This is a genomic window from Corynebacterium sp. HMSC066C02, assembly GCF_001814945.1.
Taxonomy (GTDB): Bacteria; Actinomycetota; Actinomycetes; order Mycobacteriales; family Mycobacteriaceae; genus Corynebacterium; species Corynebacterium aurimucosum.
Genome location: NZ_KV818444.1, coordinates 1 through 13,675 on the forward strand (window position 1 = coordinate 1; position 13,675 = coordinate 13,675).

The window sequence follows — 13,675 nt, forward strand, 5'->3', positions numbered from 1 at the left end:
AAGTCCGGCTTCACGTGCTGCCGGAAGCAGCAAGAGCTACGAGATCCTTAAGCCCTTAAAGGCGAACCCACCGACCAAACCAGTGTTGACGGGCTAGCTGTCGAGCGCCACGGAAATGCTGGAGCCCACAAAGCGCACCCAGAGCCCCTTTCCTTTCAACCCCGGCAGAATCTTCGAGCGATCACGCGCTCATCGCAATGCCTCAAGGGTGGCACGCGCAGCCTGCTCAAGCGGAGCATAGTAAGCCGGACCATGCGTCATCGAGTGAACCGCAAGTGGGTGCAACTGATGCATCGGCACCCACTTCCGGTACTCCTCACCCGCCCCATAGCCCCGCAGTATCTCGTCATAGTAGGGCGTTCCGAACAGTTCCAGCATGGCCAAATCCGTCCACGGATGTCCGCCGTGCGCTGCAGGGTCAATCATGACCGCCGTGTTCTCCTGGAACAAAACATTTCCTGCCCATAAATCACCATGAATTCGTGCAGGCTCAACGTCCCAGTCCACGGCGGCTATAGCTTCGGCCGCCATATATACGCTGTCCCGCAGCCCCTCCGGAAGTCCTTCTATAAATGGCACCACCCGCTGTTCTGCGTAGAACTCACCCCAGGATTCACATGGTTCGCAGGGTTGTTCCACGCGTCCAATGAAGTTCGCACCTTCCCACCCCTCTGGCGGTGCGCCGAAAGCTGGGGCGCCTGCCTGATGAACCTGCCGCAGCGCTTCACCAAACGCCCGCGCTGCAGCAGCACTCGGTCGCGCCTGCGCTACTCGACGCGTACTAATCGTCGAATCCGTTAGCCCCGCAACTTCCACCACAACGTCCTTTCGTGCGGCTGCTAACCAGCGCAGGCCCGCAGCCTCCGCCCCGGCTTGATCGGCTCGTGCTACTGACTTTGTGTAAACATCCATGCTCCCCAGCATAGAAAAAGGCCGCCTCTGCGAAAGAGACGGCCGATGGTGGAGCTAACGGGATTCGAACCCGTGACCCCCACACTGCCAGTGTGGTGCGCTACCAACTGCGCCATAGCCCCAAGGCAATATTGAATTTTAAAGTGGAGCTAACGGGATTCGAACCCGTGACCCCCACACTGCCAGTGTGGTGCGCTACCAACTGCGCCATAGCCCCTCATACGAGGTGCAACCTTTGTGATTGCAACTCGTATCAATATATCGTCTCCCTATTCACTCACCAAATCGCGAGTTGGGGCGCTAAATTTACTTCTCAGTAACGATGTTGACCCATTCCATGATGGAGGTCTTATCATCCTCCGGGATATCCTTGCCATCCTTGATGATGCGCGGCGAGGACACGCTACCGGTTTCCTTTTCAAGCTTTTCGTAGTTCGAGGTCACCACCGGGTTACCTTCACCAACCTTGGCTTCCTTGATGGCCTTCACCGTGGCCTCATCGGCACCCAGGATCTGCGCAGCATCAGCGAAATCCTTCATTTCCCACTGGTTGGCCAGCTTGGACTGGTTCTCCATGAGGTACTTACGCAGGTTCCAGTACAGCGTGGCGTCACCGGACTTTGCCACCTGCTCCATCGCAGCCGCAGTCTTGGAGGAGTGTCCCGTGTTGGACTTGATGCTCTCCAGTCCGTTCGGGCTGCCATCGAGGAAGTTCAAGGTACGCACGTGCACGATGAGCTCACCCGCATCAATAGCGTCCTTCATCTGTCCGTCGGTCTCCTTCGCCAGGTCGCCACAGTGCGGGCAGGAGAAGTCCTCATACAGGTCTACCTCGGTAGCGTCCTTGGGGGCATCCGGCGCCTTGAGCGTCACCGCGTTGTCCGCAAAGCTCATCTCCATAGAGACTGGCTCAACGGGATAATCCTTCAGCTCATCGGTCTTTGCACCCCGCCCCTGATAAACGATGTAGCCGATTACCACAGCGATAATGACCAGCAGAACAGCGAGGCCCCAGACGAATCCACTATTACTCTTGGAGTTGAGGTCTTTGACTGTACTCATTGAACAACCTTGCCTTTGATGACGTTATTTCGAATAGATGGAAAGTCTACACACCGTTGTTAAGGGTGCAATGCAAACTTGGTGAAAGGACGCTTGATCGTCCACACCATTAAGACAGAATAGAAGACATCACGCAGCAGTGTCATCATGTAGTTCATCACTTGCGCGTCCTCATCAGGGCTAACGGAGAAACACCCGCAGTCAATCCCGAGTCCCCGCGCCCATGCCTGCGCGATGCCGATCATGAACAGAACGAGGACAATCTGCCCCACCCACGCCGATTGACGCAGGAACAGCCCCAGCAGGAGCAACAGGCCGCCGCACACTTCAAGCGGGCCAATCAGATAGGACAAATAGTGGGACCACTCTGGGGTAAAGATTTCATATGCCTTGATGCTTTGCGATACCGCGAGCTGGTCCGACAGCTTCGACGCTCCCGCTTTAATCCACACATAGGCCATATAAAATCGCGCAAACGCACTGATAACGTCCAGCACGAGCGTTGCGCTGATCTTATTTTTAAACACGGGATTAGCCTAACAAGTTACGGGTGGAGAGCGTAACGACGATATGGACGCCAGATCGTCCACGCGGTGAGGATGAGGAAGAAGGCGTCGCGAAGCAGCGTCAGCGCGTAGTTCATACCTTGGCTCACGTCGTTGGGGTCATAGCCAAAACACCCACAATCGATGACTAACCCACGCGCCCACGCCTGAGAAATGCCCACCATGAACAGGACTAGGACCACCGCAGCGACTGCCGACGCCTCCCTCAAGAACAGGCCCAGCAACAGCAGCAGCCCTCCTACAATTTCAAGCGGTGCAATGAGGTAGGCCAAGTACTCGGACCATTCCGGGGTGAAGATGCCATAGGCCCGGATGGCCTGTGCCATCTCCATCCGGGCGTCTAGTTTCTGTATGCCGGCGATAATCCACACGGCGGCCATACCGAATCGGGCGAGCGCGCTGGCCAGGTCAAGCACCGAGGCGCGTTGTGTGGCTGTCATAATCCATTAGCCTAGCCCTGAAGTTAGCCTCCCAGAACCTGTGACACCAGCGCTTGCGCCTCCTGCTGCACCTGCTTGAGGTGTTCTTCGCCACGGAAGCTCTCAGCGTAAATCTTGTACTTATCTTCCGTGCCGGACGGGCGCGCGGCAAACCACGCGTTCTCAGTCCTCACCTTGAGGCCACCGATCGCCGCGCCGTTGCCCGGCGCTTCGGTGAGCTTAGCGAGAATCTCCTCACCCGCCAGCTCAGTGGCCGTGACCTGCTCCGGGGAGAGCTTCTTCAGGATTGCCTTCTGCTCACGGTTAGCTGGGGCGTCGGTACGCGCGTAGGCCGGTGCACCATATTCCTCTGCCAGCTCCGCGTAGCGCTGGGACGGAGTCTTGCCCGTCACCGCCAGGATCTCGGCGGCCAAAAGATCCATGATGATGCCATCCTTGTCGGTGGACCACACCGTACCGTCGAAGCGCAGGAAGGAAGCGCCGGCGGATTCTTCACCGCCGAAGCCCAGGGAGCCGTCGACAAGCCCCGGCACAAACCACTTGAAGCCCACCGGCACCTCAACGAGCTCACGGCCCAAGCTGGCCACGACGCGATCAATCATCGAGGATGAGACCAAGGTCTTGCCCACCCCGGCGTTGCCCCACTGGGGGCGGTGGCTAAACAGGTACTCGATGGCCACAGCCAGGTAGTGGTTCGGGTTCATCAGGCCCGCATCCGGGGTGACGATGCCGTGGCGGTCCGCGTCGGCGTCGTTGCCCGTGGCCAGGTCGTACTTGGAACGGTTATCCACCAGTGACGCCATGGCATCCGGGGAGGAACAGTCCATGCGGATCTTGCCGTCGGTATCCAACGTCATGAAGCGGAAAGTGCCGTCTACCTCGGGGTTCACCACCGTCATGTTGAGTTCGTAATGCTCGGCGATGGCCGCCCAGTAGTCCACCGAGGCCCCGCCCATGGGATCCGCTCCGATGCGCACGCCGGCGTCCTTGATGGCTTTCATGTCCACGACGTTCGCCAGGTCCGCAACGTAGTTGTCCACGTAGTTGTGCTTCACGCAGCGCTCATCCAGCACGCCGTCAACCGCCACGCGTTTCACGCCCTCGAGCCCGGCGCGCAGATAGTCGTTGGCCTTGGCGGCGATCAAGTCGGTGGCATCGGCATCCGCCGGGCCGCCCGTTGGCGGGTTGTACTTGAATCCGCCATCGCGCGGCGGGTTATGAGACGGGGTAATCACGATGCCGTCGGTGCCCGGGTTGGTCAGGATGGCGTGGGAGACGGCCGGAGTTGGGGTATAACGGCCACGGTCATCCACGCGGACCTCCAGCTCATTAGCTAAGAGGACCTCGAGGGCAGAGACCATGGCGGGCTCGGACAGGGCATGAGTATCGCGGCCAATGAAAATGGCGCCCGTGGTGCCCTGCTCGGCACGGTAGTCCACGATGGCCTGGGTAATCGCCAGAATGTGGGCCTCGTTAAAGGCGGTATCCAAGGCGGAGCCGCGGTGCCCGGAGGTGCCGAAGGAAACCTGCTGATCGGGGTTATCAGCGTCGGGGGTGCGGGTGTAATACGCGGTGACTAGCTCTGCGATGTCAATGAGATCGGAAGGCTGGGCTGGTTGGCCGGCGCGTTCGTGTGCCATGGTGGGATTCCTCCTTGGGGATGTGGATACACCCTAAGCTTGCCTGCTTCACGCTGGTTTCGCATTCCAATTAGGATGGTGCCTATGCCACAGATCCTTCTTGTGGGCTGCGGAACCGCGCTCGGGGCGCTGGCCCGCTTTGGCCTTTCTTCGCTTCTCGGGGGTGGCGCGCTGCCGCTGCTGCTCATCAACGTTCTCGGCAGCGCTGTTATGGGCTATGCCAAGCCTCCGGCATTCTGGGGCACAGGTTTCTTAGGCGGCTTCACCAGCTTTGCCGCTTTTGCTTTTCTCACCTCCGGCTTCGGCCCGGCGCAGGCGGGGGCCTACGTGCTGGCGACGGTCGTCGGTTGCACCGCGGCCTACCTCATGGGTGACCGCCTGCAGGATCGGAGGCACGCATGATTCTCTCCATCCTGGCCGTACTCGCCGGTGGCTTTGTCGGTGGCTGCGGGCGCTACCTGCTCACCCGTGTGCTGCCTTCCCCCACATGTACCTTTGCCGCCAACCTCATTGGCGCAGCCGTGGCGGGCGTGGCCTACGGCTATGCCACGCATGCCCACACCCCTGAGTATTTTCTCCCCCTGCTAGCAGCCGGACTCGCCGGCGGGCTATCCACGTGGTCCACGCTGGCCAAGGAACTGGGAGAAATGATAAAGGCCAAGCGCTGGTGGCGCTTGGCGCGTTACCTCTTCTGGACCATCGGCCTGGGAATCGTGGTGGCCTGGCGCGGAGCGTGGGTAGGTTCGCTTCTCGCCTAACCTACCTCGCACGCCCTTGTGCGGCCACAGGCTGTACTAGTCAGCGATGGCGTCCAACGGTGGGGTCTGTGCCGCGCGCTGCGCTGGCCATAGCGCTGCCAGCACACCGACGATTCCGGAGCCCACGAACATGACCGCGAGCATCAACCACGGAACCGTCGCGGTATCGAGGCCTTCGTCGGAAAGCACGGAGATGAAGGACCACCCCATCCCCAGGCCCATGAGGATGCCCATGAGCGCACCGAAGAGGGCAATCTGTACCGATTCCACGGTGACCATCGTGCGGATCTGGCGGCGCTGGGTACCCACCGCGCGCAGCATGCCGATTTCTTGTCGGCGTTCGATCACGCCCAGCGTGAGGGTATTGACAATGCCCAAGACCGCAATGACCACGGCCAAAGCCAGTAGCGCATAGAGAATCGTGAGCATCTGGTCAATCATGCCGGCAGCCTCGCCGGCGTATTCCTCACTGGTGCGCACCTGCACCACGACGAGGTCCTTGACGGACTTCTCCAGGTTGGCGCGCAGTTTCTCCTTGTCATAGCCCTCTTCCGCATTCACGGAGACCACCATGACGTCGAGACTGCCGGGGTCAACAACGTCCTCCGCCGCGGACTTGGACACGGCCAGACCCGAAAGCATCTCAAAATGCTCATACGTGCCGAGGAGCTTCACCTGCGCGGTGCGGGAGGGATCCGGGCCGGCCAGCTCATAGGACTGACCGACTTCCCAGCCCTGCTCCGCAGCCAAGCCGGCCTCGGCGATGAAGCCAGGCTCTTCGCCCGTGTTCACGGCGCCTTCGACCACGGTGAGGTTGAGGATGTCATCGGCGTTGCCATCGATGACCTGGCTTATCAACATTTCCGGGCCATAATTCATCGAAGCCTGGCCATCCACCTGTAGTGGCGCAGTACTCATCGCTACGACCTGGCCAGCGCCCTCGGTATCGCGGGCACGCTGCGCCGTCTCGTTCGGCGTCGGGAAGTTTCCGGACGTCGGACCGGACAGCAAGAAGTCCGCGTGGGCATCCTGTTCGACGGCATCGGCAACCGAGGCTTTCATCGTCGCACCCAACATGCCGATCGAGGTCACCAGCGCCACGCCCAGCATGAGAGCGAACGCGGTAGCCGCGGTTCGGCGCGGGTTACGCGCCGAATTCGTCGACGCCAGCTTGCCCACCGCACCAAAGGGCGCGCCAACCACGCGGCCGATCCCCGGAACGATAGGCAGGGAGATGGCCGGGCCGGCAAGGAAGAAACCAAGGATTAGGTTGAGCGCACCGAGGCCCACGAGGGAGGCGCGGATGCCTGTGGAGGCATCAACAAACACTCCGACAAGCGCGAAGATGATGCCTACAACCAGCAGCAACCCGCCCAGCACGCTGCGCACGAGCAACGAAGAACCAGCCGCAGACTCGGTGGTGCGCATGGCCTCCACGGGTTTCACCGCACCCGCCCGGCGCGCCGGCGCCCACGCGGAAATGATGGTGACCACGGCACCCAAAAGCAACGGCACGACGACTGCGCTAACGCTCAGGCCCAGACCGCCGCCCATGGGCATGTCCTTGGCTTCAAAAACTGCCTTGATGAGTGCCACCAGGCCCATGCCGGCGATCACCCCCACGGCAGAACCCACAAGGCCCACGATGAAGGCCTCTGTGACCACCGAGCGCGTAATCTGCCCACGGGAGGCGCCGAGTGCACGCAAGAGTGCGAACTCCTTGGTGCGCTGGGCCACGATCATCGAGAAGGTATTCGCAATGATAAACGTGCCCACCAACAGCGCGATGAGGCCGAAAGCGATAAGGAAGTAGTTGACGAATTTCAGTGCAGAGGAAATCTGATCTGAAATCTCTTCAGCCAGTTTCTGCCCGGATTCCGCCTTGACCTCGAAGGTTTCATTGAGGTGCTCCACGAGGGCATCGGCGTCGACGCCCTCGGCCGCCGCGACCTTCAACTGGGCAGAATTGCCATAGCGCTCGACGAAGGCCTCGTGGCCCATGAGCAAGGTCAGGCTGGGGCCTTGGTCCACCGCAGGCTTGACGACGCCCACGACCTTCACCTCATCACGCTGGTCCGGGTGGACCACGAGGAGAGTATCGCCGACGTGGATACCGAACTCTTCAGCGGCGGAATCATTAATGAGGACTTCGCCGGTCCCGTTCGGCTCAGAGCCGTCGACAAGCGTGGCGGGCTCACCGACGGACTGCTCCTCCGGGTAGTAGGGCTGCACGCTGGAGGTGCCCCCACCGGTTTGAAAGGCCTCGGCGTCCTTGTTTGCCACCACGACCGTCTGGCTGCTTTGCATATTCACCGCGCGCACATCGGGGTCGGCGGCGATGTCATCGCGCATCTTCTGATCGAGGTTGGGGCCGCCCTCCTTCTGGCTCACGGCCGCATCCACGCCCGTAAACGCGGTAGATACCGCGGAGTCGAAGGTGCTCGAGAGCGAATTGGTGAACATGAAGGAACCCGAGATGAACGCGGTGCCGAGCACCACCGCCAGCAGGGTCAGGGCAAGACGCAGCTTATGAGCGAGAATGTTGCGCACGGACACCGTGCGCATGGTGTTCTTTGTGGCCATGTTCTAGCCCTCGATTTCTGCCATCACGGCGTGGATGGACTCCATGGTTGGGTTGGTGAGTTCATTCACGAGGCGCCCATCAGCAAGGAAAACCACGCGGTCTGCGTAAGAGGCTGCCTTGGCATCGTGCGTGACGATAACGACGGTCTGACCATCCTTGTCCACGGCGGTGCGCAAAATGTCGAGCACCTCGGCGGAGGAGTTCGAATCCAGGTTGCCGGTCGGCTCATCGCCGAAGATGATCTCGGGGCGCGAAACCAGGGCCCGCGCGCAGGCCACGCGCTGCTGCTGGCCGCCGGAGAGCTCTGCTGGGCGGTGATTCAAGCGCTCGGACAAGCCTAGGCGGGAAGTGACCTCATCGAACCACTCTTTATCCACCTTGTGGCCAGCGATATCGGTGGGCAGCGTGATGTTTTCTGCCGCGGTCAGCGTGGGCACCAGGTTGAAGGACTGAAAGATGAAGCCCAGGCGGTCGCGGCGCAGGGCCGTAATATCCTTGTCACTGAGCTGCGACATATCGGTGTCACCGATGAAGGCCGAACCGGACGTCGCCGAATCGAGCCCCGCCATGGTGTGCATGAGGGTGGATTTGCCGGAGCCCGACGGGCCCATGATGGCGGTGAAGGTGTTGCGCGCGAACTCAACGTCGACGTGGTCCAACGCGGTGACTGCGGTGTCTCCCTGACCGTATTGTTTGAACAGGTCAACGGCGCGAGCCGCAGCAGTCATCGTTGGGGTGGTCATGGACGTGTTCTCCTTATAGATGGGGAAAGTAACGTCACTACCCTATCTTGCCTCGGGTTAAATGTGTGACGCGTGTGGTCTAAAATATGCCCCATGCGCGCATCTCTTTCCGCTCTGGAACATTATGACCGCTGTGCCGAAGCAGCCGCGGCTCAGATCATGCGCCACTACTCCACCAGTTTTTCCCTGGCCACGCGACTTCTTTCACCCCGGGTGCGGGTGGATATCCGCAATTTATACGCCATGGTGCGCACCGCCGATGAAATCGTCGACGCCGGGCTCGATCCCCAGGACGCCGCCCTGCTTCTCGACGCCTACGAAACCACCGTCCGCAACGCCCCCTCCCAACGTTTTCACGCCGACCCGGTCGTGCACGCCTACGCGCTGTCCGCGCGGCGCTGCGGGTTCCAGGACGAACACATTGCAGAGTTCTTTGCCTCCATGCGTTGTGACCTCACGCGCACCTCCCACACAGCGGAGTCTTTTAAGGCCTATGTTCGGGGCTCTGCAGAAGTCATTGGGCTGCTATGCCTGGATACTTTTTATGCCGGTGCACCTCGGCCTGACGGCGTCGAAGAAGGAGCGGAGCGCCTGGGTGCCGCGTTTCAGAAGATCAACTTTTTGCGGGACCTGCACGAAGACTCTACTGAGCTGGGCCGCGCTTATTTTCCTACGCTGCGTGAGCCAGACAAACTCGATGAGGAAACGAAGGCCGCGATCATTTCTGATATCCGCGAAGACTTAGCCCATGCCCGCACGGCCATGGACCTGCTTCCCCTTGGCTCCAGGGTGGGGGTAGCCGCAGCGGCGGCTCTTTTCACGGAGCTTACGGATCTCCTCGAGGCCACTCCTGCGCATGAGATCATGACTACCCGCGTCAGTGTGCCCGCTGCGCGGAAAGCTGTCCTCATCAGCCGCGCTGCAGCGCACGCGGCACGGAATAAAGGTTAAAGAACATGAGCAAACATGTTGTTGTCATCGGCGCTGGTATTGCAGGCCTAGCCTCCGCTGCCTTGCTGTTGCGGGAGGGGATGCGGGTGACGGTCGTCGACAAGCAACGCAGCGTTGGTGGACGCGCGGGAAGCCTGGCCGTGGATGACTTCCGCTTCGATACCGGCCCCTCGTGGTACCTCATGCCGGAGGCCTTCGATGAGTTTTTCCGCGCCTGCGGCACCAGTACCGAGCGCGAGCTGGACCTAGTGGACCTCTCCCCTGCCTACCGTGTTATCAACGAAGACGGCGCGACCCTCGATATAGAAACGGGCGTGGATAACGTAGCAGAGCTTTTTGAATCCTTGGAGCCGGGAGCTGGCGACAAGGTGCGCGCGTACCTCTCCAGGGCCTCCGACGTATACGCCATTGCCCTGCGCAACTTCTTATACACCACCTTCTCCCGCCCCACGCAGCTTCTCAACAAAGACGTCCTCACCCGGCTGGGCTCGCTCGCGCTGCTGCTGACTCGCTCACTAGATACGCTGGTGGCCGCCCAGTTTAAGGATTACCGCCTGCGCCAGGTCCTGACTTACCCCGCGGTGTTTCTCTCCACCGAACCACAGGCCGCGCCGGCACTGTATTCCTTGATGAGCCACACCGACCTGGTGGAGGGCGTGCGCTACCCCTTAGGAGGCTTCGCGGCTGTTGTCGACGCTATCGCGAGGCAAGCAGCCGGCGCCACCTTCGAGCTTGGCACAGCGGTGGTAGCAATCAACCACGCGCACGGGCGCGCGACGGGCGTCACGCTTGACGACGGCCGCATGATCCCCGCCGACGCCATCGTCTCCGCCGCAGACCTGCACCACACAGAAACCGCTCTGCTTCCTACGGACCTGCAAACGTACCCGGAACGCTACTTTGCCCACCGTGACCCTGGCCTGGGCACCGTCTTAGTCTTTCTCGGTGTGAAGGGTGCCCTTCCGCAGCTGGCACACCATACGCTGCTATTCAGCACAGACTGGACCCCCGATTTTAGGGCCGTCTACCACGGCCCTGAGCCGTTGCGGCCGTTGGGTTCCTCGGAGTCGATCTATGTTTCAAAAACCTCTGCCACCGATTCCAGTGTGGCTCCGGAAGGCTACGAGAATCTCTTCATCCTCATTCCCGTTCCGGCAGAAGAATCCTACGGCCATGGCGATGCCTACGGCGCTGCGGAATCTCCCCGCGTTAGCGCCATCGCCCGTGCTGCCGTGGCGCAGCTGGGGTCCTGGATGGGGATTGCGGATCTGGAGGAGAGGGTCGTCGTCAAGCGCACGCTCGGCCCCGCCGACTTTGCCGAGCAGTACAATTCCTGGTCCGGCGGCGCCGTAGGCCCTGCCCATACGCTGCGCCAGTCCGCATTCTTCCGGGGCCGGAACCAATCCCGTAAGCTGCCCAACCTGTACTACGCCGGTGGCACCACGGTCCCGGGCGTGGGCGTGCCCATGTGCCTGATTTCGGCCCACAACGTCCTCACGCGGATGCGTGAACAGTACTAAGCATCGAGCTCAAGGGATGCAGGCTTACCGTTGCGTCTTACCTTCACTGTTACGGGGTGACCGCCAAAAAGATAGCCATCATCAAACTCGACGCTGAGGTTGCCACGTTGAGGAACCTCAACGGCAACGGGAGTGAGTTTGGCGTATACGTCGCTGGTAGTAAGTTCCGGCGCCGGGACGCTGTTGCCCTCGGACACGGCAACGTCGTGGCGCCAACGGTTGGCGGCTCGGAGGGCCTTTGCAGCAGCAAAGCGCTGGGCCTCCTCGAGGAACTCGGAACTGAGCACCTTGTTGATCACAGAGAGCGGTGCCTTGAATTTTCGCTTGAGATTCGTACTCTCCGCGAGAAGAAGCTCCTCCCCTTCATACACGATGCTGATATCAATTCCGAGTTCTTCTGCTCTACCTTCGAATGTATCTGTACAGCGGTCGAGCACCAACGGACCGAATGTGGAATCAAGCTCTACCGGAACGTCAATCCGGGCAAGAAGCTGCTCCATGGCTGCATCGGCTACATCTGGAAGAATCTCCCAGATATCGACATAGTGCTCTTTGCTCCTCTCGTGGAAGTGATGGCTACCCCGAGCATGAAACACCCTGAAAGGCTCAAGTTCTGTAATATCACGCGGATCCCACAGCGTTTTTCCTGCGACTGTCTGGAAGAGCTGCGGATAGCGCACTGCGATGTCGCCAGTAATCAGCTCGCCTTCCGGCAACAGCTTTAAAGCAACTCCAGGCAAGCTCATGAGCTGAATGTGCGTTTTGTCCTCAGCATAAGGATCATCACTCACCGATTTCTTCGGCGCGGCTGCCACGACGAAGAGAAACTCTGTTTCTTCGAAGCTCAGTATCGTTTTAACAACGTCATGGTCCGAAAATTCACGGTAGAGGGAAAGCATGTCGCAATAGTACATCTGCGAAAAGGCCGTGCAGCGCTGCATAGCGTAGTCTGAGGAGGTTGACGTCGAGTGGAAAGGCGAAGCGATGGCAGAAACTATTGAACAGGCCAGCGAGGCCGTAGAGGCATGGCTGAAGCAAGAAGACGCTATTGATCCTAAAAAGGCCCCTCGCCTCCAGGAACTCTTAGCTCGCGTTCCCCGTCAAGAGCTCATCGCGATTGTAGAGCGCCAGAATGCGCTCCGCGCTGCGCTAGCCCTCCGCCTGCTGCCACGGGAAAAGTCCATCGCGGTCTTTGATGCGCTCGATGCAAAGCACCAGGCGGACATCATTGATGAGCTGGGGAATGCCGATGTTTATGAATTCTTCGACGAGTTGGATCCCGAAGACCGCGTGGCGCTCTTGGATGAGCTGCCCGCCGAGATTGCGGATCGCCTCCTCCGCTCACTAACCCAGACGCAGCGCGATGTCACCGGAGTGATCCTTGGCTACACGAAGGGCTCCGTCGGCCGTCGTATGTCGCCAGAGGTGCCCGACATTCACCCGGAAATGAGCATGGAAGATGCCCTGCGCACACTACGCGATACCGCCGATGAACTGGAGACCATCTATACCGTTCCGGTGACGCGCAAGGACCGTCGCCTGGTGGGCGTCGTAAGCCTGCGCGATCTCTTCACGGCGAAGAGGGGCGTGCTCATTGAGGACATCATGAAGGAACCGGTTTATGCGCGGGCGACTGCTGACGCTGAAGAAACCGTACGGTGGTTCCTGCCCCTCGATATGCTGGCGCTGCCGATTGTGGATGATTCCCACCGCCTCGTTGGTCTTCTTACGTGGGACGATGCCACGGACATCATGGAGGAAGCGGACAGCGAGGACTCGGCTCGTTCCGGTGGTACGGAAGCGCTCCAGCAGCCTTACTTGTCGACGCCGTTGCTCAAGCTCGTTCGCTCCCGCATTCTCTGGCTGCTCGTGCTCGCTGTGTCAGCGTTGTTGACCGTGCGGGTTCTCGATTCCTTCGAGGACACCCTGGCCAAGGCGGTCGTACTTTCTCTGTTTATCCCCCTCCTCACTGGCACGGGCGGCAATACAGGAAACCAGGCGGCTACTACAGTGACCCGTGCGCTCGCGCTTGGCGACGTCCGAACGCGCGACCTCCTTTCCGTAATGTGGCGCGAGCTGCGCGTCGGAATGCTGCTCGGCGCCGTACTCGGACTGGCTGGTCTCGTCTTGGCGACGGTGGTCTACGGCCTCGATATCGGTATCGTGATCGGCTCCACCCTGTTTCTTATTTGCTCGATGTCAGCGACCGTTGGCGGCCTCATGCCGATTGTGGCCAAGACGGTTGGTGCGGACCCTGCTGTGTTTTCTAACCCGTTCATCTCCACGTTCTGTGACGCGACGGGCTTGATTATCTACTTCTTCATCGCAAAATCGGTGTTGGGGATCTAGGGCATCTAGCCCGATAGGACCCGCTAAGCTCCATCGCGCGACCTGCCGACCTAACTGCGGCCGCGCTAGGGCCTCACCAGCCTCCTGAACACAGTCCCTGGCGCACGCCAGAGCAGCCGTGAAGCGTCCTGGGTTTAGTTCCTACCTCAG

The 13,675-nt window shown here is 60.4% G+C and carries 13 protein-coding genes and 2 tRNA genes; 5 read left to right on the forward strand and 10 right to left on the reverse strand.

All coding sequences use genetic code 11. The features are described 5' to 3' along the window. Positions 1-189 precede the first annotated feature (189 nt). From HMPREF2996_RS03285 to pgm, 7 genes are all read right to left on the reverse strand, one after another. Positions 190-924: a fructosamine kinase family protein gene (locus HMPREF2996_RS03285; protein WP_070711102.1), complete on the reverse strand. Its 735-nt coding sequence runs from the start codon at positions 922-924 to the stop codon at positions 190-192. A 34-nt stretch (positions 925-958) separates the two neighbouring features. Next, positions 959-1,034: transfer RNA gene (locus HMPREF2996_RS03290), tRNA-Ala, on the reverse strand. A 22-nt stretch (positions 1,035-1,056) separates the two neighbouring features. Continuing rightward, positions 1,057-1,129 (reverse strand) — tRNA-Ala (locus HMPREF2996_RS03295). 89 nt (positions 1,130-1,218) lie between these two features. Next, on the reverse strand, positions 1,219-1,974 hold the full coding sequence (locus tag HMPREF2996_RS03300; protein ID WP_070730098.1) for a DsbA family protein: 756 nt from the start codon (positions 1,972-1,974) through the stop codon (positions 1,219-1,221). A gap of 59 nt (positions 1,975-2,033) precedes the next feature. Further along, the gene (locus HMPREF2996_RS03305) at positions 2,034-2,501 is read right to left on the reverse strand and encodes a MauE/DoxX family redox-associated membrane protein (RefSeq protein ID WP_070446099.1); all 468 of its coding nucleotides are present in this window, start codon (positions 2,499-2,501) and stop codon (positions 2,034-2,036) included. Between the two features lie 17 nt (positions 2,502-2,518). Next, entirely contained in the window at positions 2,519-2,980 is a 462-nt protein-coding gene (locus HMPREF2996_RS03310; protein WP_070446097.1) for a MauE/DoxX family redox-associated membrane protein, read from the reverse strand. Between the two features lie 23 nt (positions 2,981-3,003). Continuing rightward, positions 3,004-4,620, reverse strand: coding sequence for a phosphoglucomutase (alpha-D-glucose-1,6-bisphosphate-dependent) (gene pgm / locus HMPREF2996_RS03315; protein WP_070711099.1), 1,617 nt, complete (start codon positions 4,618-4,620; stop codon positions 3,004-3,006). Positions 4,621-4,704: 84 nt separating this feature from the next. On the opposite strand from pgm, the gene HMPREF2996_RS03320 reads away from it, so the two are divergent. Further along, on the forward strand, positions 4,705-5,022 hold the full coding sequence (locus HMPREF2996_RS03320) for a fluoride efflux transporter family protein (RefSeq protein WP_070446093.1): 318 nt from the start codon (positions 4,705-4,707) through the stop codon (positions 5,020-5,022). Continuing rightward, positions 5,019-5,378, forward strand: coding sequence for a FluC/FEX family fluoride channel (locus HMPREF2996_RS03325; RefSeq protein WP_070446091.1), 360 nt, complete (start codon positions 5,019-5,021; stop codon positions 5,376-5,378). The genes HMPREF2996_RS03320 and HMPREF2996_RS03325 overlap by 4 nt, the downstream gene beginning before the upstream one ends. Before the next feature lie 36 nt (positions 5,379-5,414). Here the strand turns inward: HMPREF2996_RS03325 and HMPREF2996_RS03330 are convergent, their stop codons facing one another. Together HMPREF2996_RS03330 and HMPREF2996_RS03335 are read right to left on the reverse strand one after the other, a co-directional pair. Further along, positions 5,415-7,961: an ABC transporter permease gene (locus HMPREF2996_RS03330; RefSeq protein WP_070711098.1), complete on the reverse strand. Its 2,547-nt coding sequence runs from the start codon at positions 7,959-7,961 to the stop codon at positions 5,415-5,417. 3 nt (positions 7,962-7,964) lie between these two features. Then, a complete protein-coding gene (locus tag HMPREF2996_RS03335; protein WP_070446086.1) occupies positions 7,965-8,705 on the reverse strand; it encodes an ABC transporter ATP-binding protein in 741 nt (246 codons plus the stop codon). Positions 8,706-8,798: 93 nt separating this feature from the next. On the opposite strand from HMPREF2996_RS03335, the gene HMPREF2996_RS03340 reads away from it, so the two are divergent. Then, on the forward strand, positions 8,799-9,656 hold the full coding sequence (locus HMPREF2996_RS03340; RefSeq protein ID WP_070730100.1) for a phytoene/squalene synthase family protein: 858 nt from the start codon (positions 8,799-8,801) through the stop codon (positions 9,654-9,656). A gap of 5 nt (positions 9,657-9,661) precedes the next feature. Then, positions 9,662-11,176, forward strand: a complete 1,515-nt coding sequence (crtI, locus tag HMPREF2996_RS03345; protein ID WP_070730102.1) for a phytoene desaturase family protein — start codon at positions 9,662-9,664, stop codon at positions 11,174-11,176. Here the strand turns inward: crtI and HMPREF2996_RS03350 are convergent. After that, on the reverse strand, positions 11,173-12,075 hold the full coding sequence (locus HMPREF2996_RS03350) for a DUF2262 domain-containing protein (protein WP_246822982.1): 903 nt from the start codon (positions 12,073-12,075) through the stop codon (positions 11,173-11,175). The genes crtI and HMPREF2996_RS03350 overlap by 4 nt on opposite strands. 85 nt (positions 12,076-12,160) lie before the next feature. Between HMPREF2996_RS03350 and mgtE the strand changes: the two genes are divergently transcribed. Beyond that, positions 12,161-13,525, forward strand: coding sequence for a magnesium transporter (mgtE, locus tag HMPREF2996_RS03355; RefSeq protein WP_070730107.1), 1,365 nt, complete (start codon positions 12,161-12,163; stop codon positions 13,523-13,525). Positions 13,526-13,675: the final 150 nt, after the last annotated feature.